We start from the raw sequence: 23,245 nt of genomic DNA on the forward strand, positions 1-23,245 counted from the left end.
CGACAGGCACATAACGGAGAGAAATTATGTTTGAACCTATGGAATTAACCAATGACGCGGTGATTAAAGTCATCGGCGTCGGCGGCGGCGGCGGTAACGCCGTAGAGCATATGGTGCGTGAGCGCATCGAAGGCGTTGAATTCTTTGCCGTGAACACTGACGCTCAGGCGCTGCGCAAAACGGCAGTGGGCCAGACTATCCAGATTGGTAACGGCATTACCAAAGGTCTGGGAGCCGGCGCAAACCCGGAAGTGGGTCGCAACTCTGCAGAAGAAGATCGTGAAGCACTGCGTCAGGCGCTGGAAGGGGCGGATATGGTGTTTATCGCAGCCGGCATGGGCGGCGGTACCGGTACCGGTGCAGCGCCAGTGGTTGCTGAAGTGGCAAAAGATTTAGGTATTCTGACCGTTGCTGTCGTCACTAAGCCTTTCAATTTTGAAGGCAAAAAGCGTATGGCTTTCGCGGAGCAGGGTATTGCCGAGCTGTCTAAGCATGTCGACTCACTGATTACTATTCCAAACGACAAGCTGCTGAAAGTTCTGGGCCGTGGCATTTCTTTGCTGGACGCATTTGGTGCAGCTAATGACGTGCTGAAAGGCGCGGTGCAGGGTATTGCCGAACTGATTACGCGTCCAGGCCTGATGAACGTCGACTTTGCTGACGTGCGCACCGTTATGTCCGAAATGGGCTATGCGATGATGGGTTCTGGCGTAGCCTGCGGCGAAGATCGCGCAGAAGAAGCCGCAGAAATGGCTATTTCCAGCCCGCTGCTGGAAGACATCGATCTGTCTGGCGCGCGCGGCGTACTGGTTAACATCACCGCTGGCTTCGATCTGCGTCTGGACGAGTTCGAAACCGTGGGTAACACCATTCGTGCCTTTGCTTCCGACAATGCCACCGTGGTTATCGGTACCTCGCTGGATCCGGAAATGAACGACGAACTGCGTGTAACCGTTGTCGCTACCGGTATTGGTATGGACAAGCGCCCGGAAATCACCCTGGTGACCAACAAGCAGCAGCAGACGCAACCGGCTATCGATCATCGCTACCAGCAGCATGGTATGGCACCGCTGCCACAGGAACAGAAGCCTGCGGCGAAAGTGGTTAACGATCCGGCCACGCAAACAAACAAAGAGCCTGACTATCTGGATATTCCAGCCTTCCTGCGTAAGCAGGCGGACTAAGAATTTCCTGAGAATTAGGATTCTCCGCTCTTTGTGTTAAAATGTTCGCCCGTCAGTGATATACACTGGCGGTCGGATGAGTAATTTTGCGAGATAATGCGATGATCAAACAACGGACATTAAAACGTATTGTTCAGGCGACTGGCGTCGGTTTGCATACCGGCAAAAAAGTCACCCTGACATTACGCCCTGCGCCGGCTAATACCGGGGTCATCTATCGTCGCACTGACTTGAATCCACCGGTTGATTTCCCGGCTGATGCCAAATCCGTGCGTGATACCATGCTCTGTACTTGCCTGGTCAATGAGCATGACGTGCGTATTTCGACAGTCGAACACCTGAACGCAGCTCTGGCTGGCCTCGGCATTGATAATATTGTGGTTGAAGTTAACGCGCCTGAAATTCCTATTATGGATGGCAGCGCCGCTCCCTTTATTTATCTGCTGATGGATGCCGGTATTGAAGAACTGAACTGCGCGAAAAAGTTTGTGCGCATCAAACAACCGGTCCGGGTTGAAGATGGCGACAAATGGGCTGAACTGTCTCCGCACAACGGTTTTACACTGGACTTCACCATTGACTTCAAGCATCCGGCGATTGATTCCAGCTCTCAGCGCTACTGCATGGATTTTTCTGCAGAATCCTTTACGCGTCAGATCAGCCGTGCTCGTACCTTCGGTTTCATGCGTGACATCGAAGCGTTACAGTCACGGGGCCTTTGCCTGGGCGGCAGCTTTGACTGCGCCATCGTGGTCGATGACTATCGCGTGCTGAACGAAGACGGTCTGCGCTTTGAAGATGAGTTTGTTCGCCATAAAATGCTTGATGCTATTGGCGATCTGTTTATGTGTGGTCATAACATCATTGGTGCGTTTACCGCATACAAAGGTGGTCATGCACTGAACAACAAACTGCTCCAGGCCGTGCTGGCTAAGCAGGAAGCCTGGGAATGGGCAACCTTCGAAGATGAAGCAGAGCTGCCGGTGAAATTCAGGGCACCAAACCTGGTTCTGGCATAAGCCAGAGCTATTTATTACGACTGGTTGAGCGGGTACTCTCTCCGGCCAGCGAGGCCAGTCGTTCTATTGTTTGTCTCAGCTTCTCCGGGCTACGGCTCGCCACGCTCCGCAAAATTTCCGCACTCTGTTCGCTAAGCTGACGTCCAGCTGATTTCTCTTCGGCCGCTGACTGACTGCTGCTTTCCTGCGCGCTTTCCTGTGCTTTTGCCGCTAACGTTGGATTTATCCTGATGTCGATTGCCGTCAATGATGGTAGTATTTGCGCTCGTAAAGCTGACAGCAGGCTGGATTGTTCGTAGCGTAAACGCATCATCCAACTGGCATTAGCGGTTTCGAGCACCAGAATGCCCTGGCGAAAATTCGCCACGCGGCACCAGGGATGCAGCTGTGCAGGGATAACGCCCTTTACTGCACGGTTCAGCTTATTCAGCGCAATGGCGCGTTGCTGAATGGACTGCAGCATGTTCTGGCCTTCGGTGGTTTCGAATAAATATTCTATAGATTGCGGGCGACTATCGCGCATAGCAGGCTCCGGCGGAAAACAGTGGGTATTCTAAATCGTTGGCGACAATTTGGCAGACGTTATTTCTGGCCGCATCTCCTGTTGGGGATGGTCGCGGCGAGTCTCGGCCTGCCTCACGCCTCAAGTGGCGATCGTGCAACCATACCAGAAACCGCCTCCAGAAGCCTCAATATCAGCAGTGTCGTACGCTTTGATGGCCTGGCACTGTTGCAGGAAAGCGCCCGTCGGCCTAATTTTAACGTCGATTACTGGCACCAGCATGCGATCCGCACCGTTATTCGCCATCTTTCTTTCTCACTGACGCCCGCCAGTACTCCAGATATTGAGCAGGCAATGCCGCTTGAAGTCCAGAAGCTGGCGCTGCTCGACACGCTAAATGCATTACTGACGCATGAAGCGAAGCCGCCAACGATTATTCGTCAGACGCAGCAGCGTCAGGTGGCCGCCAAACCTCACCATCAAACCGGTCTCTGGCTGGCCCAGGTTCAGGGCATTCGTGCCGGGCCTGCTTCTCTCGCGTAACCTCTGGCGTTTCATTTTTTAATATCTACGTTTAGGTTTTCACCACATATGTGGTGGCTGAGAGAATATTTTTATTATGTTAATCAAATTATTAACCAAGGTTTTTGGTAGCAGTAACGACCGTACCCTACGCCGCATGCGTAAAGTTGTTGAGCAGATCAACAAGATGGAACCCGATTTCGAAAAGCTCACTGATGAGCAGCTGAAAGCGAAAACCGTTGAGTTCCGTGCTCGCCTGGAAAAAGGTGAAGTGCTGGAAAATCTGATCCCGGAAGCGTTCGCTACGGTGCGTGAGGCGAGTAAACGTGTGTTTGGCATGCGTCACTTTGACGTCCAGCTGCTGGGCGGTATGGTGTTGAACGATCGCTGCATCGCTGAAATGCGTACCGGTGAAGGTAAAACCCTGACCGCGACGTTACCCGCCTACCTGAACGCGCTGAGCGGCAAAGGCGTTCACGTCGTCACGGTGAATGATTACCTCGCACAGCGTGATGCGGAAAACAACCGCGGGCTGTTTGAGTTCCTGGGTCTGTCAATCGGCATCAACCTGCCTGGCATGCCTGCACCAGCTAAACGTGAAGCCTATGCGGCAGATATTACCTACGGCACCAACAACGAATATGGCTTTGACTACCTGCGCGACAACATGGCGTTCAGCCCTGAAGATCGCGTCCAGCGTAAGCTGAACTATGCGCTGGTGGATGAAGTTGACTCAATCCTGATCGATGAAGCACGTACGCCGCTGATCATTTCTGGCCCGGCAGAAGACAGCTCGGAGCTTTATATCCGGGTCAACAAAATCATCCCACACCTGATCCGTCAGGAAAAAGAAGATTCCGACACTTTCCAGGGTGAGGGACATTTCTCCGTGGATGAAAAAGCCCGTCAGGTGCATCTTACCGAGCGCGGTCTGGTGGTAATTGAAGAACTGATGGTCAGTGAAGGCATTATGGAAGAGGGCGAGTCGCTCTATTCGCCAAGCAATATCATGATGATGCATCATGTGACGGCTGCACTGCGCGCCCACGTTCTCTTTACTCGTGATGTGGATTACATCGTTAAAGATGGCGAAGTTATCATCGTTGATGAACACACCGGCCGTACTATGCAGGGGCGTCGCTGGTCTGATGGCCTGCATCAGGCGGTAGAAGCCAAAGAAGGCGTGGAAATTCAGAACGAAAACCAGACGCTGGCTTCAATTACCTTCCAGAACTACTTCCGTCTGTATAACAAGCTGGCCGGGATGACCGGTACGGCCGATACGGAAGCCTTTGAATTCAGCTCGATTTACAAGCTGGAAACCATTGTTGTGCCAACCAACCGCCCGATGGTGCGTAAAGATCTACCGGATCTGGTTTATATGACCGAGAAGGAAAAGATCGATGCGATCATTGAAGATATCCGCGAGCGTACCGCTAACGGTCAGCCGGTACTGGTAGGGACCATCTCAATTGAGAAATCCGAAGTTGTTTCGGAAGAATTGACGCGTGCAGGCATCAAACATGCGGTATTGAACGCCAAGTTCCATGCTCGTGAAGCTGATATCGTTGCTCAGGCTGGTCAGCCTGGCGCGGTAACTATCGCGACTAATATGGCGGGACGTGGTACCGATATCGTGCTGGGCGGTAGCTGGCAGGCTGAAATTGCCGATTTGGCTGAACCGACTCCAGAACAAATTGACGCGATCAAAAGTGCCTGGAAAATTCGCCATGACGCGGTACTGGCTTCGGGCGGTCTGCATATCATTGGTACAGAACGTCATGAGTCGCGTCGTATCGATAACCAGCTGCGTGGCCGTTCTGGTCGTCAGGGTGATAACGGTTCATCCCGTTTCTACCTGTCGATGGAAGATGCGCTGATGCGTATCTTTGCTTCCGATCGCGTCTCCAACATGATGCGTAAACTGGGCATGAAGCCTGGCGAAGCGATTGAGCATCCATGGGTGACGAAGGCTATCGCTAACGCGCAGCGTAAAGTTGAAAGCCGTAACTTTGATATCCGTAAGCAGCTGCTGGAATATGACGATGTGGCTAACGATCAGCGCCGGGCAATTTATACCCAGCGTAACGAGCTGCTGGACGTTTCTGACGTGTCTGAAACTATCGCCAGCATCCGTGAAGACGTATTTAAAGCGACTATCGATACCTACATTCCGCCGCAGTCTCTGGAAGAGATGTGGGATGTGGCTGGCCTGCAGGAACGCCTGAAAAACGATTTCGACCTGGAAATGCCGATTGCAGAATGGCTGGATAAAGAGCCTGAACTGCATGAAGAAACCCTGCGCGAACGTATTATGGAGCAGGCGAGAGAGCAGTATCAGCGTAAAGAAGAAATTGTTGGCATTGACATGATGCGCAACTTCGAGAAAGGCGTGATGCTGCAAACGCTGGATTCACTGTGGAAAGAGCATCTGGCGGCGATGGATTATCTGCGTCAGGGTATCCATCTGCGTGGCTACGCGCAAAAAGATCCTAAGCAGGAATATAAGCGCGAATCTTTCGCTATGTTCGCAGCTATGCTGGAGTCGCTGAAGTATGAAGTCATCAGCACGCTGAGCAAGGTACAGGTTCGTATGCCGGAAGAAGTGGAAGCGATGGAAGAGCAGCGCCGTGAGGAAGCTGAGCGCCTGGCACAGCAGCAGCAGCTAAGCCATGTCGATACCGAAACGGAAGCCGCGCTGGCGCTGGCTGAGCAAACCGGTGAACGCAAAGTCGGCCGCAACGATCCATGCCCATGTGGCTCGGGTAAAAAATACAAGCAGTGTCACGGTCGTCTGGCGTAACTGCCAGCGTGAGGGTCCGCTAACTTTGCGGTCCGGATAAGTCGACTGAGGATACCCTGTCAGCACTGGCTGACAGGGTATTTTTTTATCCATGTTGCCAGAGAAAAACTGCCCAACCAGCGAAAGCCAGTGCGGGACCAAAAGGGAAAGGTTTACTCAAATCGCGGCCGGTAAACATCCAGCTTGCCAGCAGCATAACAATGGCAATGGATGAAGCGATCAGGATGATTGTCGGCAGTCGGTAAACCCCAAGCCACGCGCCCAGAGCGGCCAGCAGCTTGGCATCTCCCAAACCTAATCCTTCTTTCTTTGCGAAAAATCGATAGCTACGTGAAAGCAAAAAAAGCGAGGTATAGCCAACAGCAGCGCCAGAGACTGCCCAGGCCAGCTGCACAGAAGGAAGCAGCCCCGCGGCATTACTTATCAGTCCGAGCCACAGTAATGAGAGCGTCAATCTATCGGGTAACAGCATATATCGCAGGTCTGTCAGCGACAGAGACAGCAGCATCCAGCTCAGCAACAATGTAGCAGGTAGCAATATTCCTGAAGGTATCCGCCAGATTACCAGCGACGTCACGCCAACGATGGCGACAGCAACCAGGATCTTTTGCCTGATATTCCAGAACGGTTGGTCCATTTTCCACCTCTTGCATTATCCTTCGCTGTTAAAGTCCGGGAACGTCTTTGCCAAAAGCACTTTACGCCTGTACATATTGAGTGTCGTGGTGCAGAAACGATTTCATCGTATTGCATAACAAATTTTCGAGGCATTACGCACTGTTGCGTTTGCGGCTTGTCATTGCGCCTTAACGCTGGAATAGTGACGAGGTGTGTTGTTATTCAGAGTGAGAGTTCATGAAACATCTGCAAGTAGCGGTGGGTATCATCCGCGATCGGAATAAAAATATCTTTCTTACCCAGCGATCGGCGAAATCGCATATGGCTAATATGTGGGAATTTCCTGGCGGAAAAATCGAAGCGGGGGAAACGCCTGAGCAGGCGTTAAAGCGTGAGCTGTGTGAAGAAGCCGGCATTGAAGTTTTGCAGCTAAATGCTTATGGCCAGGCAGAGCACGCTGATAGCGAGCTGAAAGTGACGCTGCATTTCTTTATTGTCGATAGCTGGAAGGGCACACCCTATGGCCGTGAAGGGCAGCCTGAACGTTGGGTCGCACAGAAAGCGCTAGTGGCGGAGCAGTTTCCCCCCGCTAACGCTGGCGTCATTACCCGTTTAAAAGCGGAAGCGCTTGAATAGCGGTTGCTCACAGAAGCTGGAAAACAGAATAAACCGCACTTCTGTTTTCCCTTCATTACCGATCTGATGGATTAATCGCGATCCGGCTGCTGTTCACTCCAGTCGTCGCTTTCTGAGAACTCACCTTCGCTGGCAATGCGCTTCTCTTCATTCGCCCATTCACCCAGATCGATCAGCTGGCAGCGCTTGCTGCAAAACGGGCGCCAGGGGCTGAGCTCATCCCAAATCACCTCTTTTGAGCAGGTTGGGCAGTTAACAATCGTCACTTCATTCATCGGTAAAAACCTTAACAGCAGGCAAGTTGAAAATCGAGGCGGGCCGGCACTTCGCCGTGCTCGCTGTCGAGCGGTAAGAAACGGATGGCATAGCGGCTTTTATGCCCGGATATTTGCGGATATAGCGAATCTTCCAGCATCAGCTGGAGACGCAGTAAGTCCGCGCCCTCCGCATTATCCTGATAAAATCCGTTCAGGCTGGTCTGGTTGCGGAAGTTAACAGACTGACGCAGTAAATCCAGGATCAGCGTCAATGCTTCACGAATGGGTGCCAGTGAATTCATCCACTGCGCAACCTGTAGATCACGTTTTTCCTGTGCGATATGCAGCCAGATATGTAGCGTAGGCAGATCAAAGCTACAGCAGCCGCCAGGTATGCTCAGACGCTGACGAACAAGGCTTATCAGGCGATCTTCGCGCAGCAGCTGACCCATACGCGGGGCAGCCATCAGCTCAGTGGATCGCGCTTTAAGATTCTCGCGCAACGTGTTTACCAGCTCCATATCAACGCCCGGCACCTCTACCCATGAGCGTAATTTCTGCTGCTGTTTTTCCAGCTCTTTAACAATCTCAGTACGCAGTTCACCCCGCTCGAAAACATCAAGCAGTTCCGCCGCATTGCGGAAAAAAGTCAACGCGCTGACAGGATTAGTAATGCTGCGGCTGCTTTCTAACTGACTCAGTAAAAATTCAATTCGCAGCCAGGTGCGCATTTTTTCGTTTAAAGGGTGCTCAAATAAAACCGTTGTGCTCATGCTTTTAATCCTGATTTGTTGCTCCGGCGAGCTGGCGATAGCGCTGATCCAGCAGGGCAACCTGGGCGGCTACATCGTCAGGCGATCCGCCGTTATCAATAATATCGTCTGCCACAGCAAGTCGCTCTTCGCGAGTGACCTGCGCAGCCAGAATATGTTCAGCCTGTTCACGGCTAATCCCATCTCTGGCGATAGTACGCGCCAGTTGAGTATCACGGTCTACGTCGACCACCAGCACCCGGTTCGCCAGATGCTGTAAATTATTTTCGACCAGTAAAGGCACCACCCATAAACACCAAACCGAGCGGGCAAGCGCCAGCTGACGACGGGTTTCAGTATGGATCAGCGGATGCAAAAGGGCGTTCAGCCAGGCCTTATCGGGCGCAGAACTGAAAATGCGTTGGCGTAAGGCTGCGCGATTAAGCGTGCCGTCTTTCGGGACGATCCCGGTGCCAAACCGCTGTCGAATAGCCTCGAGAGCAGGCTGCCCCGGTTCGACTACCTGGCGGGCAATCACATCGGCATCGATAATCTCTATGCCCCTGGCGGCAAAGGCATTGGCGATGGTTGTTTTTCCGCTGCCAATGCCACCGGTCAGCGCAACAGTATAGCTCATAAGCCTCGGCTCTTACGGCTCTGGTGTGAATGCATCGTAGCCGCGTTTAAAACACTGGGGCTAAGGGGCCTAAATGAGGCGCAGATCACATCAGAGGATGTCAGATAAATTTATCGGATTGTAGCGTAAATAAACCTGCTTTCGCAGTCTTGTTACGGCGTTTTTAGTGCGTATGATGACTACACTGGAGCTGGCCGCAGTGCCCGCGCTCAAGACTTGCGCCATCAACCAGGAAGAGAAATATGCGTATTGAAGAAGATATCAAGTTGGGCTTTAAAGATGTGTTGATCCGTCCTAAGCGGTCTACGTTACAAAGCCGTTCACAGGTTGAGTTAACTCGCGAATTTACCTTTAAACATTCAGGTGTGGCCTGGTCAGGCGTGCCGATTATTGCCGCCAATATGGATACCGTGGGCACCTTTAGTATGGCGGAAGCACTCGCCTCATTCGACTTGCTCACCGCAGTACATAAACACTACAGCGTAGCGCAGTGGCAGCAATTTGTTTCCCGTGTTCCCGAGAGCGTGCTTAAACACGTTATGGTTTCAACCGGGACTTCAGATGCCGACTTTATCAAAATGCAGCAAATTCTGGCGCTTTCACCCGCGCTGAATTTTATCTGTATCGACGTAGCCAATGGCTATTCCGAACATTTTGTCGCTTTCCTGAAGCGCGCGCGGGAAGCCTGCCCGGGTAAAACGATCGTTGCCGGTAATGTGGTAACGGGTGAAATGGTAGAAGAACTGATTCTGTCCGGTGCGGATATCGTTAAGGTTGGCATCGGTCCAGGCTCGGTCTGTACAACCCGAGTAAAAACAGGGGTAGGTTATCCGCAGCTTTCTGCCGTTATCGAGTGTGCCGATGCGGCTCATGGCCTGGGAGGGCAAATTGTCAGTGACGGCGGTTGCTCGGTGCCTGGCGATGTGGCTAAAGCATTCGGCGGCGGTGCCGATTTTGTCATGTTAGGCGGTATGCTCGCTGCGCATGATGAATGTGAAGGCACAGTCGTGGAGGAAAATGGCGAACAGTTTATGTTGTTCTACGGCATGAGTTCTGAATCCGCCATGAATCGCCATGTAGGCGGAGTAGCAGGCTACCGTGCAGCAGAAGGCAAAACCGTTAAGCTACCCGTTCGCGGGCCTGTAGACAACACTGCCAGAGATATCCTCGGAGGTCTGCGTTCGGCCTGCACCTATGTCGGTGCAGAACGCCTGAAAGAGCTGACTAAACGCACGACGTTTATTCGCGTTGCGGAGCAGGAAAACCGGGTTTTCAATCGTTAGAACGTCGTTGCCCACTGCACATTTTTGCAGTGGGCCTGTTACCCCAATGCCTCCCCAAGGTTAAAAATGGGCAGATACATGGCGACAACCAGCGTTCCTACTAAAATCCCCGTGACTAACATCATCAGAGGTTCCAGGGCCGCAGCCAGATTATCGGCCAGCTCATGCGTGCTGCTTTCGTGCCATTCTCCCAGTCTGATTAGCAGCGTATCCAGCGCGCCGGCCTCTTCCCCAACCTTGATTAATTGATAACAGAGCGGGGTAAAAAGGCGGTGATGAGCCAGGGCCTGATGCAGGGGATAACCTGAGGCGATGTGCTGCTGCAATACCGCTATGGCTTCACGCCAGATCCGCTGGCTCAAAATTTTCTCAGCAGCCTGTAAGCCCTGAAGCAAGGTTAGCCCGGATTGTTGAGTCAGAGAGAGGGTCATAAATATTGCGCAGAGCTGGCCGCCACGATAGAGCCTGCCGATTAAAGGCAGGCGAAGTAACCCTTGTTGCTCCGCCCGTTGCCAGGCTGGCAATCTGTGGCTTTGCCAGCGCCAGAAATAGCCCAGTGCGCACAGTAAGGGAAGCAGCAGCAGGCCGTATTTTTGCAGTCCTGCCGACAGCGCAATAATGGCTGCGGTAAATGCCGGAAGCGGAGCATCGAAAGCCTGATAAACAGCGACAAATTCGGGCAGCACAAAAACCAACATACCGATACTGACTACCAGCGCGATAGCCACCACAAACAGCGGATAGCGCAGCGCCTTAATGACTTTCTTTTGCAGTAGCCGCTGGCGCTCCTGCTGTTCAGCGAGCCGCAGACAGCATTCGTCCATTTTCCCGGTGAGTTCGCCGACTTTGATTAGCGCAGGAAACAGAGAGGGAAATACCGCAGGCCAGCTTGCCAGTGCATCGGAAAACGGTGTTCCTTCCGCGACGCTTTGCTGTATTTGCGTCAGCAATGCCTGCCAGCCGGGATCGCTGTGTCCTTCAGCAATCAGCTGTAGGCTGGCAGACAACGTCATGCCTGCTCGCAGTAAGGTCGCCAGTTCGCGAAAAAAAGTAATTTTATGCTGCCATTGCCAGTCTCTGGCCCGATATTTACGCCCTTTGATCAGCTTTAGCGGATGCAAATTCAGTAATATCAGGCGCTCCATAACCTCCTGTTGGTTCAGACAGAAGAACGCGCCCTGATGAAAATGACCTTCTCCGTCAGTCGCCTGCCAGCGGAACAGCAAAGGATCAGCCATCTTCTTTGCCCACTATTCTGTTTAGCTCTTCGAGAGTGGTCTCGCCGCGATTAACGCAATGCAATCCTTCAACAAACAAAGAGTTCACTTTTTGCTGATGCATGATTTCTACCAGCTCCTCTTGTGAACGGTTTGCCGCAATCGCATTTTGTAGTCGGGCGGTAACCGGGAGAAGTTCAAACAACGCTAACCGGCCATAGAAACCGGAATAGCAGCGTTCGCAGCCTGGAGCACGCCAGTTTTGTATCGTGCCGGGCCAGAGCGACCGCGGGAAATGCGCGACGGCTTCAGCGGGCTCCCGGCAGTGCGGGCAGAGCCGGCGAACCAGCCTTTGGGCAATAACCAGCTTTAAGGCTGAAGCCAGCAAATAACCGGGAATACCTATTTGCCCCATCCGGGTTAAGGTTTCGAGGGTAGAGTTGGTGTGCAGCGTTGAAAGTACCAGATGGCCCGTCTGAGCCGCATTAATCGCAATTTCTGCAGTTTCCCCGTCGCGAATTTCGCCAATCATGATGATATCGGGATCCTGGCGCAGGAGCGCACGTAATACGTGGCTGAACTCCAGACCCGCCCTGGGATGGATTTGCGTTTGATTAATGCCCGGCAGCGGAATTTCAATGGGATCTTCAACGCTGCACAGGTTGCGGCCCGGCGTATTTAGCGAGCTTAATCCGCTATAGAGCGTAAATGTTTTGCCACTGCCTGTTGGACCGGTGACTAAAATCAATCCCTGTGGCCGCGCCAGAGCCTCTTTAAAATGCCTGAGTGCAGTCTGAGACATACCCAGGTTTTCCAGCGCGATGGATTGGGCATCATTTTGCAACAGGCGGATAACCGCTTTCTCGCCACAGCGTGTGGGTAATGTGGAGAGGCGGAACGACGCGGCCTTTTCCTGAAGCAACAGTGTGAACTGACCATCCTGCGGCATTCTGCGTTCAGCGATATCCAGATTGGCTAAAATCTTCAGTCTTGCCACCAGCGCCGCCACGTTCTCCCTCCCGTTAAGAGGCACTTCCTGTAAGACCCCATCGACACGAAAGCGAATCCGCAGGGAATCCGTCTGCGGTTCAATATGGATATCAGAAGCGCGCTGCTGCACTGCCAGCGTCAGTATACCGTCGATACGTTGAACCGCTGTTTCGCCGTTGTCTGCCGATGCCTGAATACCGGAAGCCGGCGCGAGATTGCGCTCCTGCCTGAATTGTTCCAGACGTGCTGGCGGCCAACACTCCACATCAATAGTCGTGTGGGTGGCAAAGCGTAGCGCTTCCATCATCTCCTCAGAAGGCGGTGCAGCAACGGCAAGATGTAAGCGTTGCGGCGTGAAAGAGAGTATGACGGCCTGGTAGCGTTGACAAAGGGCCTCAACGGCCCGATGGGAAGAGGATGAGATCATTCGGCAACCTCATCAGAATCATCAAAGCGGAAGACATTTTCACAGGCTTCTTTCAGGCTGGACTGTGATGTCGAACAGCTTCGTTGCCAGCTCATCTGGCCTTCCAACCCGTCCCATTGGGGGATCATCATAACCGTGAGTCCGTTAAGGCTTTCCTGGCCGCTCAGCGTGAGCGTGCCTGATTTGACCGTCACGGCGGAAACATAGCGGGAGCCTTTTCCAGCGGGAACACCATTGCTTCCTTCGCTACAGTTTGCAGCACCGCCGTGCTCAATAGCGCAAAGTTCGACAGCGGTTTTAAACGGCATTGCCGTTTGCAACATGTCGGTTAGCGCGGCCTTTTGCAGATAGTTTTGATAAGCCGGCAAGCCTATGGCGCTGAGAATAGCGATGATGGCGATTACGATCATCAGTTCGATTAGGGTAAAACCTTGTTGTGTTTCCATTTTTCCAACCTCCTTGTGGTGAAGAGGACTGCACGTTAGCGCCTTAGAGAAAGGATGCGCCAGCAGCAAAACAGGATTTTTGGAGAAGGATTCAGCAGGTTTTATTCCGTTTCAGCGATTGCTAAAAAGTCTGGAAGACGGCTCGCACAATCTACCTGAAAGCGGAAAAACGCCATCACAGAACGGATGGCGCATGCTATAAACAACGCAGTTAACGGAAACGCATGGAGAGGTCTAATGCACGGATATGCTTGGTTAGCGCACCGACAGAGATGTAATCAACACCGGTTTCGGCGAAGGTTCGCAGCGTTTCGTCAGTCACATTGCCAGAAACTTCCAACAGTGCGCGGCCCTGAGTTTGTTGCACGGCTTCGCGCATCTGTTCGACGCTAAAATTATCCAGCATGATAATGTCTGCACCGGCATCAATTGCCTGAGTTAGCTCATCCAGGGACTCAACTTCGACTTCGACAGGCACGTCGGGATGCAGCCAGGAAGCTTTTTCGACAGCCTGACGAATAGAACCAGTGGCAATAATATGATTTTCTTTAATCAGAAACGCGTCTGACAGGCCAAGGCGATGGTTCGCCCCGCCGCCGCAAAGTACGGCGTACTTTAGCGCGGTACGCAGGCCCGGCAGCGTTTTACGGGTGTCCAGCAGTTGGGTGTTCGTTCCGGCAAGCAGCGCAACATAACGGCTGACTTCTGTGGCCACACCCGAGAGCGTTTGAACAAAATTAAGCGCCGTCCGCTCAGCGGTGAGGATCAACGATGACGGGCCAGTGACCTCAAACAACGGCTGATTAGCAACAATCGCATCGCCATCGTTAACATGCCAGGCGATCTGCGTTTTATTGCCCAGCTGGATGAAAACTTCCTCAACCCAGCGTTTGCCGCAAAAAATGCCGGGCTCACGAGTAATGACCACGGCGTGAGACTGGTTTTCGGCTGGCAGCAGGCTGGCAGTGATGTCATTGCCGGGATCGATTTCGCCACCCAAATCTTCCCGTAACGCCTGGGCGACGGCAGAAGGAATATCATCTTCAATACGCTGCAACAATGCGTCACGGCGGCTGTTGGGATCGTAGCGGCGGGTTGTCATGGTCGAACTCCGAAAGGGCGGATAAGAGTGCGACCATGCTAGCTTTTTACCGCTTTGTTGCCAACCAGACTGATTTTTACAGGGAAAACTAACCGGCAGAGACCTGCCCGCTGTACATCACCGGCCCGGTAGGCTGACCTGTTGGCGAACCGCCTTTTGGCTCAAGGCTGATAGCCAGCGTTGGTTCAGCCGTAAGCCGTTCGGCGGCTAGCGCGATGCGGGTTTTACCTGAAGCCTGGATTAAACCCAACGACTGAGGTTTTTGGCCTGGAGGTATTAGCCACAGTTCAAAGCTGTGGTCCGCGGGTAAACTTCCGGCATTGAGCGACTGTATCGTCAGTTCACTTTTGCTGCGGTTTAGTGCGACTACCCATGAGCCTTGTTGCACATTACTGCTGTTCAATACCGCAATGGCCTGGAGTTCAGGCGGCTGCTGAGAGATTTGGAACAGGAGCGCACCGGCGAAAGAAGCCGCCATCGCCCAGCCGAGATAGTGCCAGCGGAAAGTTTTTTGTTCTCGTTTTTCTGCCGGTAAACTTTGGGTGATTTTTTGCCATACCCGGTCGGGCGGCGCTACGGGCTGGGTTGAATTATCAAGATGGCCGAGGACGGTTTGCCAGCGGTTCACTTCCTGCCCAAGGGCAGATTCCCGCTCCAGCCGCCGCTCAAACTGTCGCCGTGCCGGTCCGCGCAGCGTACCAAGAGCATATTCCGCAGCCAGAGCCGTATCATAATGGCTTCTTGCTTTCATATTCCCACACACTCCTTCAGGTGGGCCAGCGCACGACGGATCCAGCTTTTAACCGTACCGGTGGGCTGCTGTAAATGCTCAGCCACCTCGCTGTGCGATAACCCCTGATAATAAGCCAGTACTACGCTTTGTTTTTGGTCCCCCGGCAGGCTATTAAGGCATTCTGACAGCCTGCGGGCTTCTGAGGTCGTTGGTAAACCGTCAGCAAAGGTGCTGGAAAGAGATTGCAGTTCGTCGTCTTCTGGTGCATCGAAATCTGTCGACTCCAGTGACGTAGTCTGATTGGCCCGCAATCGGGCGTAATCAATAGCACGGTGGCGAACAATAGTCGTCATCCACGTTTTTGGCGCACTCTGCAACGGGTCGTAATTGCCCGCTTTTTGCCAGATGGCCAGCATAGCGTCATGGAGGACTTCTTCAGCCCAGCCTCGCCGACGAAGTATTCGTAAAGCGATGGCAAAAAGATAAGGTGACATCTGGCGATAAAGCTGCTCGAAAGCACGCCTGTCGCCTCGTCCTGCCGCCTGCAATAAAAGAATCTGACTATCAATAATCGTGTCTGTCATGCCGCGTCCCATGAGAAAGGTGCAATGGATTCAAACGGATCCACTGCACCTGGTATAACGCGTTTCTGACGTTTCGGCCTCTGGTCGGGAGCAATTTCTTGATCCCGCCTTGGCTCTTATTCACTGCATAAAACTGGTGTTGGCAATATTTTCCCAGGTGCTGCGTGGGCTGTTCTTCTTTATCCGTCGTCGCGGTCATCAGCCTCACATAACTACATACGGATGAACGATGAAACTGGATGCAAAAAAAAATGGAAAATTTTTTTCCCGTGTTCCTTTTTCGGGTAACGCATTGGGCTTTCTGAAAAAAAAATTCATGTTACTCTGGAAAAATTGACACTACAGGAGAGCAGAGTATGCAGCTGCAAGCAGGCTGGCTAACGGGCGTAAGAAGGGTGCCTTCCCCCCATTTCAACGAGCGGCCCCTACTGGAAACGCCAACGCTTTTGGTGATCCACAATATCAGCCTGCCTCCGGGCGAGTTTGGCGGTCCCTGGATTGATGACCTGTTTATGGGCACTCTGGATCCCTCCGCTCATCCTTATTTTGCCGGGATTGCTCACCTGCGGGTCTCGGCACACTGCCTGATTCGACGTGATGGCGAAATCGTCCAATATGTTCCTTTTCATCTTCGGGCCTGGCATGCCGGCGTTTCCCGCTATCAGGAGCGAGAAGCCTGCAATGACTTTTCCATTGGTATTGAGCTGGAAGGCACCGATTGCCTGGCCTATACCGATGAGCAATATCAGGCTTTGCAAAACGTTACCCGGCTACTGGCGGAGCATTATCCGCAAATAGCGGAAAATATTACCGGGCATAGTGATATCGCGCCGGAAAGAAAAACCGATCCCGGTCCGGCGTTTGACTGGGTGCGATACCGGGCCGGTTTACGCTCAGGTAATGTTACAAAGCAGGAGTAGCAGGCATGACGCTTTTTAGTTTGTTGTTAGTTTTAGGCTGGGAACGGTTGTTCAAATCAGGCGAGCACTGGCAGCTGGATCATCATCTGAGCAAGGTATTTCGCCGGCAGCAGCGCTTTTCTATGGGGCGGACGCTGGCGATGATGCTGATTGCTATGGCGCTGGTTGCGCTATGTTTGCTGGCCTTGAAAGGCCTGTTTTTTGGCTTATTACAGCTGCTGTTCTGGATTGGCGTTGGCTTACTTTGTATTGGTGCCGGTTCGGTGCGCCTGCACTATCACGCTTATCTGAAAGCCGCGAGCCGCAACGATATTGATGCCCACACCGCACTGGCGGAAGAACTGACCTTGATTCATGGCCTGCCGATAGAATGCAACGAGCGTGAATACCTTTGCGAGCTGCAAAATGCGCTGCTGTGGATTAACTACCGTTTTTATCTTGCGCCGCTGTTTTGGTTTGTTGTAGGTGGCGCGTGGGGGCCGGTATTGCTGGTGGGATATGCTTTTCTGCGCGCCTGGCAAAGCTGGATGGCGCGTCATCATACGCCGCTGGAGCGCTCGCAGTCTGGCGTGGACGCGCTTCTGCACTGCATCGACTGGATACCGGTGCGCCTGGTGGGCGTTGCTTATGCCTTGCTGGGACACGGCGAGCGTGCATTACCCGCCTGGTTTGCCTCGCTCGGCGATCGTCATACTTCACAATATCAGGTGCTTACCCGACTCGCGCAATTCTCGCTGGCTCGCGATCTGCATACGGATAAAGTCGAAACGCCTCGTATTGCGGTCGCGTTGGCAAAAAAAGTTTCTCTGGTGATTGTGGTGGTAGTAGCGCTGTTAACTATATACGGCACGCTGGTCTGATTTAGGGTAGTGAAGCCGGTGAGTTAATAGCAATAGATCATACGAAAGACATCCGGCATGGCCGGATGTCTGCTTAATCAGGGCTAATAAAATACTCAGGCAGAAGCGTGACTGTTGTCGGTGCTGCTAAACCATCCTTCGACCCAATTACCGAAGGCGCTACCAATAAAGCTGCCAATCTGTTTACCGACATAACCTGTAGCTTTAGAAACCACGGTTGAAATGACCGGGATAGCGACCAGGCTGCCAATGGAGCTGCCAATAAAGTCACCTGCTGTGCTGCCCATCCAGGTGGTCATATCCGCAAATACGCCCGCCCCGCTGACATTTTCGATCTCCATAACGGATAGCTCTCTCATCTTAATCTCCTTATTTAGTATCAATGAGCAAGACGAGTTATAAGCTAACGTAATAGCGTTCTCAATCTTTGCGCATTTTCAGCAAGAAAATAAATACATTTTGTTGATTTTAATCAATTTCATCAGCTTTTTTGGACTCACCTGAAGGAGCGTTGGCAGGCGGGATGCCAAAGACCGGCATGCCGTCGTTATCCCAGCTAAAGGTCTTAATACAGGTATGGCGATTAGGGTCGTACAGCGGGTCGCCCTCAATTTCCGTGTAATTACGGGCATGATAAACCAACACATCTTCACCCGTTTCCGCTACGGTAAAACTGTTATGACCAGGGCCAAACTGACGATTTTCACGGCTGGTTTTGAACACCGGAACGGGTGATTTCTGCCAGTTATTCGCCGCCATTGGATCGGCATCAATATCGATCCACAGCAGGCCCATGCAATAATTCTCATCGGTAGCGCTTGCCGAATAGCTGACAAAAAGGCGATTGCCGTGTCGTATTACCGCTGGCCCTTCATTCACGCTAAAACCCACGCATTCCCAGTCATATTCCGGGCGGCTTAGCATTACCGGTTTGCTCTTAAGCGACCAGGGATTCGCCAGCTCTGCCAGATAAAGATTTGAGTTACCGGGGATGGCCGGATCTTTTTGCGCCCATAAATACCAGTTCTTACCCTGGTGAACAAAATGCGTGGCATCCAGTGAGAAGCTGTTCAGCGGCGTCTCTACACGGCCACATTCGCGCCACTCTCCCGTAAGAGGATCGTCGGCAGTGCAGGTAAGCGCAAACATTCGATGCTGAAATAAACCGTCTTTAATTTCCCGTGTGGGCGCGGCAGCGAAATAGATAACCCACGTGTTATCAATGCGGTGCAGTTCCGGCGCCCAAATCAGCTCACTCATTTCACCGCGATCTGGTTTTTGCCAGATGACCACAGGTTCAGCTTGCACGAGCGCTGCCAGCGTCTCGCTACGGCGCAGCTCCAGCCGATCGTATTCCGGTACGGAAGCAATAAAGTAATAATAATTATCATGAAGCAAGATAAACGGATCGGCGCGTTGCTCAATCAAAGGGACTGCCCAGTGCGAAGTGCTCATGCTTCGGTTCCTTCTGGTTTAACCGGCGCTTTGCCGTGATGATAATCGTTCAGTTCGCGGAAGTTATGGCAACGCTGCTCAAGCTCCAGCTGGATTTTTTGCATCGTTGGGCGATCGACTTTCAGCAGTCTCACGACGCCAGCGGTGATCAAATAGCCCACGCCTGGGATCACGGTAAACAGCAGTACGATGCCGTTAATCGCCACTGGCGACTGAGTTTTCGCGCCTGCGTTATAACCATAATAAGAGAGCAGGAAACCGACCATTGCACCCGCAACGGCCAGACCCACCTTCAGGAAAAACAGATTGCCGGAAAAGCTGATGCCCGTGATGCGCTTGCCGGTTTTCCATTCGCCGTAATCATCCACATCGGCCATCAGCGACCAGTGCAGCGGTGAAGGGATCTGATGCAGGATGTTCAGCAGGAAGTACATCACCACCACCAGTACGGTAGCGTGAGGATCGAGGAAGTAAAAGCCGCTGGAAAATAGCGCCAGAACGATATTAGTCCAGAAAAAGACTTTCAGTTTGCACCAGCGATCGGTCAGGATTTTAGCCAGCGTGCTGCCCAGCATCATGCCTACAACGCCGAGGCTGATGAAAAGCGTGGCGAAATGTGTTGATTGTCCCATTACCCAGGTGACGTAATACATGGTGGCGGCCATGCGAATAAAGCCGGGGCAGACGTTGCAGAAAGTGAGCAACAAGATGCGCACCCATTGATCGTTTTTCCATACGTCTCGCAAATCAGATTTCAAATCGCTGTTGCTGGGTACGGCGGGATGAATCCGCTCGCGCACCGTCGCAAAACAGAACAGAAACATGCACAGGCCGATGAATGCCAGCACGCTCATGGCCATTTGATAGCCGCGCGCACGGTCTTCTCCGCCAAACCATTCGGCCAGCGGCAGCAGCGAGAGTGATAAAATTAAGGTCGCCACGCCTACCATAACAAATCGATAAGACTGGCAGGAGACACGTTCGCCGGGATCGTTAGTGATTACGCCGCCCAGCGAACAATAGGGAATGTTAATCGCCGTATAGGTTAGCGACATCAGAAAATAGGTAGCGAAAGCGTAGATAACTTTGTTGTCATAGCTCCAGTCTGGCGTGGTGAACATCAGCACGCTGAACAGCACATAAGGCAGCGAAATCCATAATAGCCAGGGACGAAAACGCCCCCACCGGCTTTGAGTCCGGTCGGCGATGGCGCCCATAATGGGATCGGTAACCGCGTCGATCACCCTGACGGAAAGCAGTAATACCCCAACCAGCGCCGGTGCCAGTCCGTAGACATCGGTGTAGAAATAGTTAAGGAAAAGCATGATAGCGCCGCCAATCATATTGCAGCCTGCATCCCCCATGCCGTAGCCGATCTTCTCTTTAACCGAAAGCGCCATGCCCTTCATGGATTATTCTCCGACACTGGATGAAGCCCACAGTATTATTGGTTTAGCGTCATATTGCGCGGGTGGGAAACGTCGCAGAGATGGACAAAATAGCTGTCAGCAGGAAAGTGTGATTTGCACGGCAATTCGCCACGCTGATGAATCAATAAGGTGAAAGGATTGAAGATTGTTAAGCAGGAAAGGAATGAAAAGCATAAAACAGGGGCGCCGAAGCGCCCCGAACAATCAGGCTTTTTGCATGCGGTTTTTTACTGCGTAACCGACAGCCAAAACAGCCACCCAGACAGGGATCAGCCAGACGGAGATTGCCATACCCGGCGTTAGCGCCATGATCACCAGAATGGCGACCATAAACAGCAGGCAGATCCAGTTGCCCGCAGGGTAGAACATCGCTTTAAAGCGAGTTTGCACCCCTTGCTGATCTTTCTTACGGCGGAATTTTAAGTGCGCGTAGCTGATCATCGCCCAGTTAATGACCAATGCCGATACCACCAGTGCCATAAACAGGTTTAGCGCTTCGCCCGGCATCAAATAGTTTACCAGCACGCAAATTGCGGTGGTCAGCGCAGAGAAGCCCAGCGCCACATAAGGCACGCCGCGACGGTCAACCTTCAGCAAAGCTTTCGGTCCATTGCCCTGACGAGCCAGGCCATAAAGCATGCGGCTGTTAGAATAAACGCAGCTGTTATAAACCGAGAGCGCCGCAGTCAGGAAGACCAGGTTGAGGATATTCGCCGCCAGCGTTTCGCCAAGATCGTGGAAAATCATCACGAACGGGCTGCTGTGCTCGGTGACCTTGGTCCACGGATAGAGCGAAAGCAGCACGATAATGGAGCCGACATAGAAAATCAGGATGCGCCAGATCACCTGATTGGTGGCCTGAGGAATGCTTTTTTCCGGATTATCCGCTTCCGCAGCGGTAATGCCTACCAGCTCAAGACCGCCAAAGGAGAACATGATGATCGCCATCGCCATTACCAGTCCGCCCAGGCCGTGGGGGAAGAAGCCGCCAATCGCCCAGATATTGCTAACGGCTGCATCCGGCCCGCCGTTGCCGCTGAACAGCAGCCAGCAGCCAAAGACAATCATCGCCACAACGGCAACAACTTTCACGATCGCCAGCCAGAACTCCATTTCACCGAAGATTTTCACGCTGCTCAGATTGATGGCGTTAATTAAGACAAAAAAGATGGCTGCTGCTGCCCAGGAAGGGAATTGCGGATACCAAACCTGAATATAATTGCCTACTGCGGTCAGTTCGGCCATTGCCACCAAAACATACAGCACCCAGTAGTTCCAGCCGGAAGCGAAACCAGCAAAGTTACCCCAGTATTTATAAGCGAAATGGCTGAATGAACCGGCTACCGGCTCCTCAACAATCATTTCGCCCAGCTGACGCATAATTAAGAAGGCGATAAAGCCGCCAATGGCATAGCCCAGTAATACGGACGGGCCGGCCATTTTGATCGTTTGTGCAATCCCCAGAAACAGGCCGGTGCCGACAGCACCACCCAACGCGATCAGCTGAATATGGCGGTTTTTAAGCCCGCGCTTCAGCATTTCGCCCTGCTGTTGTTCCATAATAAACCTCGTGATGTCGTTATTTTTTTCATTGAGGGCGAGCCTGTGTCATTCTTTTTTTACGTCCAATGTATGGGTTTGTTTACAGTGAGTGATGTAAGAAAAAGAGGTCAATGCTACCTTCGCGTCAAGAATAATGATAAGCGCCTGCCAATGCACTCGCTTTCTCTGTTTCTGCCTGGAGAACGCGCAAAAAAGCGTCGTCATGGCGGCCTTACTGTTTTTTACATAAATCACAAATGATGACGAATAGTTTTCTCTTATGACCCTTGCTCGCTAACTTTGACGTAAGCGGTTGCCCTGCTTAAAAAAGTTAAAAAAATTAACATTTGTTCTTTTTTTGACTGGTCTTTTCTGCCAGCAAGGCATGCGGCAAAAACGAGACATGGGTCTGGTTTTGCCCGGATGCCATATAGACATCAGGTGAATACTTTGTTACTTTACGGGCAACTTTTTGCAATTGGTATTACCAATTTACTCAGGCTTCTGGAAACAAGAAGGGATGATGGCTTACAGCAAAATCCGCCAACCAAAGCTGTCCGATGCTATTGAGCAGCAGCTCGAATCCCTGATCATGGAAGGGACGCTGCGTCCCGGTGAAAAGCTGCTTCCTGAACGCGAACTGGCAAAACAGTTCGATGTCTCTCGTCCCTCCCTGCGTGAAGCTATTCAGCGCCTTGAAGCAAAAGGCCTGCTGCTGCGCCGCCAGGGTGGCGGCACTTTCGTCCAGACCAGCCTGTGGCAAAGCCTGAGCGACCCGCTAGTTGAGCTGCTGGCTGGCCATCCTGAATCCCAGTTCGATTTACTCGAAACGCGCCATGCGCTGGAAGGCATTGCTGCCTACTATGCGGCGCTGCGGGGAACGGATGACGACATTGAGCGGATCCGCCATTGCCATGTACAGATTCAAACGGCTCAGGACAGCGGCGATCTTGATGCGGAAGCCGATGCCGTTATGCAGTATCAGATCGCTGTCACAGAAGCTGCCCATAATGTGGTTCTGCTGCATCTGCTTCGTTCAATGGGGCCGATGCTGAAGCAAAACGTTCGACAGAATTTTGAATTGCTCTACTCGCGCCGCGAAATGCTGGCAAAAGTAGGCGGTCACCGCGCCAGAATTTTTGAGGCGATTGTGGCACGCGAGCCTGAAAAGGCACGTGAAGCCTCACACCGCCATCTGGCGTTTATTGAGGAAATATTGCTGGACAGAAGTCGGGAGCAGAGTCGTCGAGAGCGCTCCTTACGCCGTTTACAGCAACGTAAGGAATAACGCGTAAAAATAACGCGGCAATTCGACCCAAAATTAAA

At 52.4% G+C, this 23,245-nt stretch carries 24 protein-coding genes; 9 read left to right on the top strand and 15 right to left on the bottom strand.

Features of this window, described 5'->3' with window-relative positions:
• The first annotated feature begins 26 nt into the window (after positions 1–26).
• Together ftsZ and lpxC are read left to right on the top strand one after the other, a co-directional pair.
• Complete coding sequence (ftsZ, locus tag AAGQ96_RS03810) at positions 27–1,184, top strand: cell division protein FtsZ (RefSeq protein ID WP_147195220.1); 1,158 nt, start codon at positions 27–29, stop codon at positions 1,182–1,184.
• 101 nt (positions 1,185–1,285) lie between these two features.
• Complete coding sequence (gene lpxC / locus AAGQ96_RS03815; protein ID WP_147195222.1) at positions 1,286–2,203, top strand: UDP-3-O-acyl-N-acetylglucosamine deacetylase; 918 nt, start codon at positions 1,286–1,288, stop codon at positions 2,201–2,203.
• A gap of 7 nt (positions 2,204–2,210) precedes the next feature.
• Here lpxC and AAGQ96_RS03820 read toward each other — a convergent pair whose 3' ends face one another.
• A complete protein-coding gene (locus AAGQ96_RS03820; protein ID WP_342754888.1) occupies positions 2,211–2,726 on the bottom strand; it encodes a DciA family protein in 516 nt (171 codons plus the stop codon).
• 21 nt (positions 2,727–2,747) lie between these two features.
• On the opposite strand from AAGQ96_RS03820, the gene secM reads away from it, so the two are divergent.
• Positions 2,748–3,248, top strand: a complete 501-nt coding sequence (secM, locus tag AAGQ96_RS03825) for a secA translation cis-regulator SecM (RefSeq protein WP_147195226.1) — start codon at positions 2,748–2,750, stop codon at positions 3,246–3,248.
• A 76-nt stretch (positions 3,249–3,324) separates the two neighbouring features.
• Positions 3,325–6,030 carry a preprotein translocase subunit SecA gene (gene secA / locus AAGQ96_RS03830; RefSeq protein ID WP_342754889.1) on the top strand — a complete coding sequence of 902 codons (2,706 nt, stop codon included), beginning with the start codon at positions 3,325–3,327 and terminating at the stop codon, positions 6,028–6,030.
• Between the two features lie 85 nt (positions 6,031–6,115).
• Here the strand turns inward: secA and AAGQ96_RS03835 are convergent, their stop codons facing one another.
• Complete coding sequence (locus AAGQ96_RS03835; RefSeq protein WP_342754890.1) at positions 6,116–6,667, bottom strand: A24 family peptidase; 552 nt, start codon at positions 6,665–6,667, stop codon at positions 6,116–6,118.
• A gap of 218 nt (positions 6,668–6,885) precedes the next feature.
• Between AAGQ96_RS03835 and mutT the strand changes: the two genes are divergently transcribed.
• Positions 6,886–7,284, top strand: a complete 399-nt coding sequence (mutT, locus tag AAGQ96_RS03840; protein ID WP_342754891.1) for an 8-oxo-dGTP diphosphatase MutT — start codon at positions 6,886–6,888, stop codon at positions 7,282–7,284.
• Positions 7,285–7,355: 71 nt separating this feature from the next.
• Here the strand turns inward: mutT and yacG are convergent, their stop codons facing one another.
• The 3 genes from yacG to coaE are packed head-to-tail and all read right to left on the bottom strand — an operon-like array spanning position 7,356 to position 8,930.
• Entirely contained in the window at positions 7,356–7,559 is a 204-nt protein-coding gene (gene yacG / locus AAGQ96_RS03845) for a DNA gyrase inhibitor YacG (RefSeq protein ID WP_147195234.1), read from the bottom strand.
• An 11-nt stretch (positions 7,560–7,570) separates the two neighbouring features.
• Positions 7,571–8,314, bottom strand: a complete 744-nt coding sequence (gene zapD, locus AAGQ96_RS03850; protein WP_342754892.1) for a cell division protein ZapD — start codon at positions 8,312–8,314, stop codon at positions 7,571–7,573.
• Between the two features lie 4 nt (positions 8,315–8,318).
• Positions 8,319–8,930: a dephospho-CoA kinase gene (coaE, locus tag AAGQ96_RS03855; RefSeq protein WP_342754893.1), complete on the bottom strand. Its 612-nt coding sequence runs from the start codon at positions 8,928–8,930 to the stop codon at positions 8,319–8,321.
• A gap of 242 nt (positions 8,931–9,172) precedes the next feature.
• Here coaE and AAGQ96_RS03860 point away from each other — a divergent pair, with 242 nt between their 5' ends.
• Positions 9,173–10,213, top strand: a complete 1,041-nt coding sequence (locus AAGQ96_RS03860; RefSeq protein ID WP_342754894.1) for a GMP reductase — start codon at positions 9,173–9,175, stop codon at positions 10,211–10,213.
• A gap of 38 nt (positions 10,214–10,251) precedes the next feature.
• Here AAGQ96_RS03860 and hofC read toward each other — a convergent pair whose 3' ends face one another.
• The 6 genes from hofC to AAGQ96_RS03890 form a co-directional block, all read right to left on the bottom strand.
• Positions 10,252–11,451 carry a protein transport protein HofC gene (hofC, locus tag AAGQ96_RS03865; RefSeq protein WP_147195242.1) on the bottom strand — a complete coding sequence of 400 codons (1,200 nt, stop codon included), beginning with the start codon at positions 11,449–11,451 and terminating at the stop codon, positions 10,252–10,254.
• Positions 11,444–12,844, bottom strand: a complete 1,401-nt coding sequence (gspE, locus tag AAGQ96_RS03870) for a type II secretion system protein GspE (RefSeq protein ID WP_342755517.1) — start codon at positions 12,842–12,844, stop codon at positions 11,444–11,446. Before gspE ends, hofC begins: the two co-directional genes overlap by 8 nt.
• On the bottom strand, positions 12,844–13,293 hold the full coding sequence (gene ppdD, locus AAGQ96_RS03875; RefSeq protein ID WP_342754895.1) for a prepilin peptidase-dependent pilin: 450 nt from the start codon (positions 13,291–13,293) through the stop codon (positions 12,844–12,846). The genes gspE and ppdD overlap by 1 nt, the downstream gene beginning before the upstream one ends.
• A 211-nt stretch (positions 13,294–13,504) precedes the next feature.
• The gene (gene nadC / locus AAGQ96_RS03880) at positions 13,505–14,395 is read right to left on the bottom strand and encodes a carboxylating nicotinate-nucleotide diphosphorylase (RefSeq protein ID WP_342754896.1); all 891 of its coding nucleotides are present in this window, start codon (positions 14,393–14,395) and stop codon (positions 13,505–13,507) included.
• An 88-nt stretch (positions 14,396–14,483) separates the two neighbouring features.
• On the bottom strand, positions 14,484–15,146 hold the full coding sequence (locus tag AAGQ96_RS03885; RefSeq protein ID WP_342754897.1) for an anti-sigma factor: 663 nt from the start codon (positions 15,144–15,146) through the stop codon (positions 14,484–14,486).
• Positions 15,143–15,712 carry a sigma-70 family RNA polymerase sigma factor gene (locus AAGQ96_RS03890; protein WP_342754898.1) on the bottom strand — a complete coding sequence of 190 codons (570 nt, stop codon included), beginning with the start codon at positions 15,710–15,712 and terminating at the stop codon, positions 15,143–15,145. The genes AAGQ96_RS03885 and AAGQ96_RS03890 overlap by 4 nt, the downstream gene beginning before the upstream one ends.
• Positions 15,713–16,068: 356 nt before the next feature.
• Here AAGQ96_RS03890 and ampD point away from each other — a divergent pair, with 356 nt between their 5' ends.
• Both ampD and ampE read left to right on the top strand, forming a co-directional pair.
• Positions 16,069–16,632, top strand: coding sequence for a 1,6-anhydro-N-acetylmuramyl-L-alanine amidase AmpD (gene ampD, locus AAGQ96_RS03895; RefSeq protein ID WP_342754899.1), 564 nt, complete (start codon positions 16,069–16,071; stop codon positions 16,630–16,632).
• A gap of 5 nt (positions 16,633–16,637) precedes the next feature.
• A complete protein-coding gene (ampE, locus tag AAGQ96_RS03900) occupies positions 16,638–17,492 on the top strand; it encodes a beta-lactamase regulator AmpE (RefSeq protein WP_147195260.1) in 855 nt (284 codons plus the stop codon).
• Between the two features lie 95 nt (positions 17,493–17,587).
• On the opposite strand, the gene AAGQ96_RS03905 is transcribed toward ampE, so the two are convergent.
• The 4 genes from AAGQ96_RS03905 to AAGQ96_RS03920 all read right to left on the bottom strand — a co-directional run bounded on the left by AAGQ96_RS03905 (position 17,588) and on the right by AAGQ96_RS03920 (position 21,937).
• Positions 17,588–17,851 (bottom strand): hypothetical protein, encoded by a 264-nt coding sequence (locus AAGQ96_RS03905; RefSeq protein ID WP_147195263.1) that lies wholly within the window; start codon positions 17,849–17,851, stop codon positions 17,588–17,590.
• Between the two features lie 109 nt (positions 17,852–17,960).
• The gene (locus AAGQ96_RS03910) at positions 17,961–18,947 is read right to left on the bottom strand and encodes a family 43 glycosylhydrolase (RefSeq protein WP_342754900.1); all 987 of its coding nucleotides are present in this window, start codon (positions 18,945–18,947) and stop codon (positions 17,961–17,963) included.
• Positions 18,944–20,356: an MFS transporter gene (locus AAGQ96_RS03915; protein ID WP_342754901.1), complete on the bottom strand. Its 1,413-nt coding sequence runs from the start codon at positions 20,354–20,356 to the stop codon at positions 18,944–18,946. The genes AAGQ96_RS03910 and AAGQ96_RS03915 overlap by 4 nt, the downstream gene beginning before the upstream one ends.
• 225 nt (positions 20,357–20,581) lie before the next feature.
• Entirely contained in the window at positions 20,582–21,937 is a 1,356-nt protein-coding gene (locus AAGQ96_RS03920; protein ID WP_342754902.1) for an amino acid permease, read from the bottom strand.
• Between the two features lie 505 nt (positions 21,938–22,442).
• Here AAGQ96_RS03920 and pdhR point away from each other — a divergent pair.
• The gene (gene pdhR, locus AAGQ96_RS03925; RefSeq protein WP_147200517.1) at positions 22,443–23,207 is read left to right on the top strand and encodes a pyruvate dehydrogenase complex transcriptional repressor PdhR; all 765 of its coding nucleotides are present in this window, start codon (positions 22,443–22,445) and stop codon (positions 23,205–23,207) included.
• The last annotated feature ends 38 nt before the right edge of the window (positions 23,208–23,245 follow it).

Origin of the sequence: Pantoea sp. MBD-2R, from assembly GCF_039134845.1 — a bacterium.
In the GTDB taxonomy this organism is placed as follows: Bacteria; Pseudomonadota; Gammaproteobacteria; order Enterobacterales; family Enterobacteriaceae; genus Erwinia.

Excerpts from the sequence above, each read along its gene's own strand:
- zapD (WP_342754892.1), bottom strand. The coding sequence starts at position 8,314 with ATGAGCACAACGGTTTTATTTGAGCACCCTTTAAACGAAAAAATGCGC.
- pdhR (WP_147200517.1), top strand. The coding sequence starts at position 22,443 with ATGGCTTACAGCAAAATCCGCCAACCAAAGCTGTCCGATGCTATTGAG.
- AAGQ96_RS03885 (WP_342754897.1), bottom strand. The coding sequence starts at position 15,146 with ATGAAAGCAAGAAGCCATTATGATACGGCTCTGGCTGCGGAATATGCT.
- AAGQ96_RS03910 (WP_342754900.1), bottom strand. The coding sequence starts at position 18,947 with ATGAGCACTTCGCACTGGGCAGTCCCTTTGATTGAGCAACGCGCCGAT.
- coaE (WP_342754893.1), bottom strand. The coding sequence starts at position 8,930 with ATGAGCTATACTGTTGCGCTGACCGGTGGCATTGGCAGCGGAAAAACA.
- AAGQ96_RS03920 (WP_342754902.1), bottom strand. The coding sequence starts at position 21,937 with ATGGAACAACAGCAGGGCGAAATGCTGAAGCGCGGGCTTAAAAACCGC.
- ampE (WP_147195260.1), top strand. The coding sequence starts at position 16,638 with ATGACGCTTTTTAGTTTGTTGTTAGTTTTAGGCTGGGAACGGTTGTTC.
- lpxC (WP_147195222.1), top strand. The coding sequence starts at position 1,286 with ATGATCAAACAACGGACATTAAAACGTATTGTTCAGGCGACTGGCGTC.
- ppdD (WP_342754895.1), bottom strand. The coding sequence starts at position 13,293 with ATGGAAACACAACAAGGTTTTACCCTAATCGAACTGATGATCGTAATC.
- AAGQ96_RS03820 (WP_342754888.1), bottom strand. The coding sequence starts at position 2,726 with ATGCGCGATAGTCGCCCGCAATCTATAGAATATTTATTCGAAACCACC.
- mutT (WP_342754891.1), top strand. The coding sequence starts at position 6,886 with ATGAAACATCTGCAAGTAGCGGTGGGTATCATCCGCGATCGGAATAAA.
- ftsZ (WP_147195220.1), top strand. The coding sequence starts at position 27 with ATGTTTGAACCTATGGAATTAACCAATGACGCGGTGATTAAAGTCATC.
- nadC (WP_342754896.1), bottom strand. The coding sequence starts at position 14,395 with ATGACAACCCGCCGCTACGATCCCAACAGCCGCCGTGACGCATTGTTG.
- ampD (WP_342754899.1), top strand. The coding sequence starts at position 16,069 with ATGCAGCTGCAAGCAGGCTGGCTAACGGGCGTAAGAAGGGTGCCTTCC.
- yacG (WP_147195234.1), bottom strand. The coding sequence starts at position 7,559 with ATGAATGAAGTGACGATTGTTAACTGCCCAACCTGCTCAAAAGAGGTG.
- AAGQ96_RS03915 (WP_342754901.1), bottom strand. The coding sequence starts at position 20,356 with ATGAAGGGCATGGCGCTTTCGGTTAAAGAGAAGATCGGCTACGGCATG.
- AAGQ96_RS03890 (WP_342754898.1), bottom strand. The coding sequence starts at position 15,712 with ATGACAGACACGATTATTGATAGTCAGATTCTTTTATTGCAGGCGGCA.
- AAGQ96_RS03860 (WP_342754894.1), top strand. The coding sequence starts at position 9,173 with ATGCGTATTGAAGAAGATATCAAGTTGGGCTTTAAAGATGTGTTGATC.
- secA (WP_342754889.1), top strand. The coding sequence starts at position 3,325 with ATGTTAATCAAATTATTAACCAAGGTTTTTGGTAGCAGTAACGACCGT.
- AAGQ96_RS03905 (WP_147195263.1), bottom strand. The coding sequence starts at position 17,851 with ATGAGAGAGCTATCCGTTATGGAGATCGAAAATGTCAGCGGGGCGGGC.
- AAGQ96_RS03835 (WP_342754890.1), bottom strand. The coding sequence starts at position 6,667 with ATGGACCAACCGTTCTGGAATATCAGGCAAAAGATCCTGGTTGCTGTC.
- hofC (WP_147195242.1), bottom strand. The coding sequence starts at position 11,451 with ATGGCTGATCCTTTGCTGTTCCGCTGGCAGGCGACTGACGGAGAAGGT.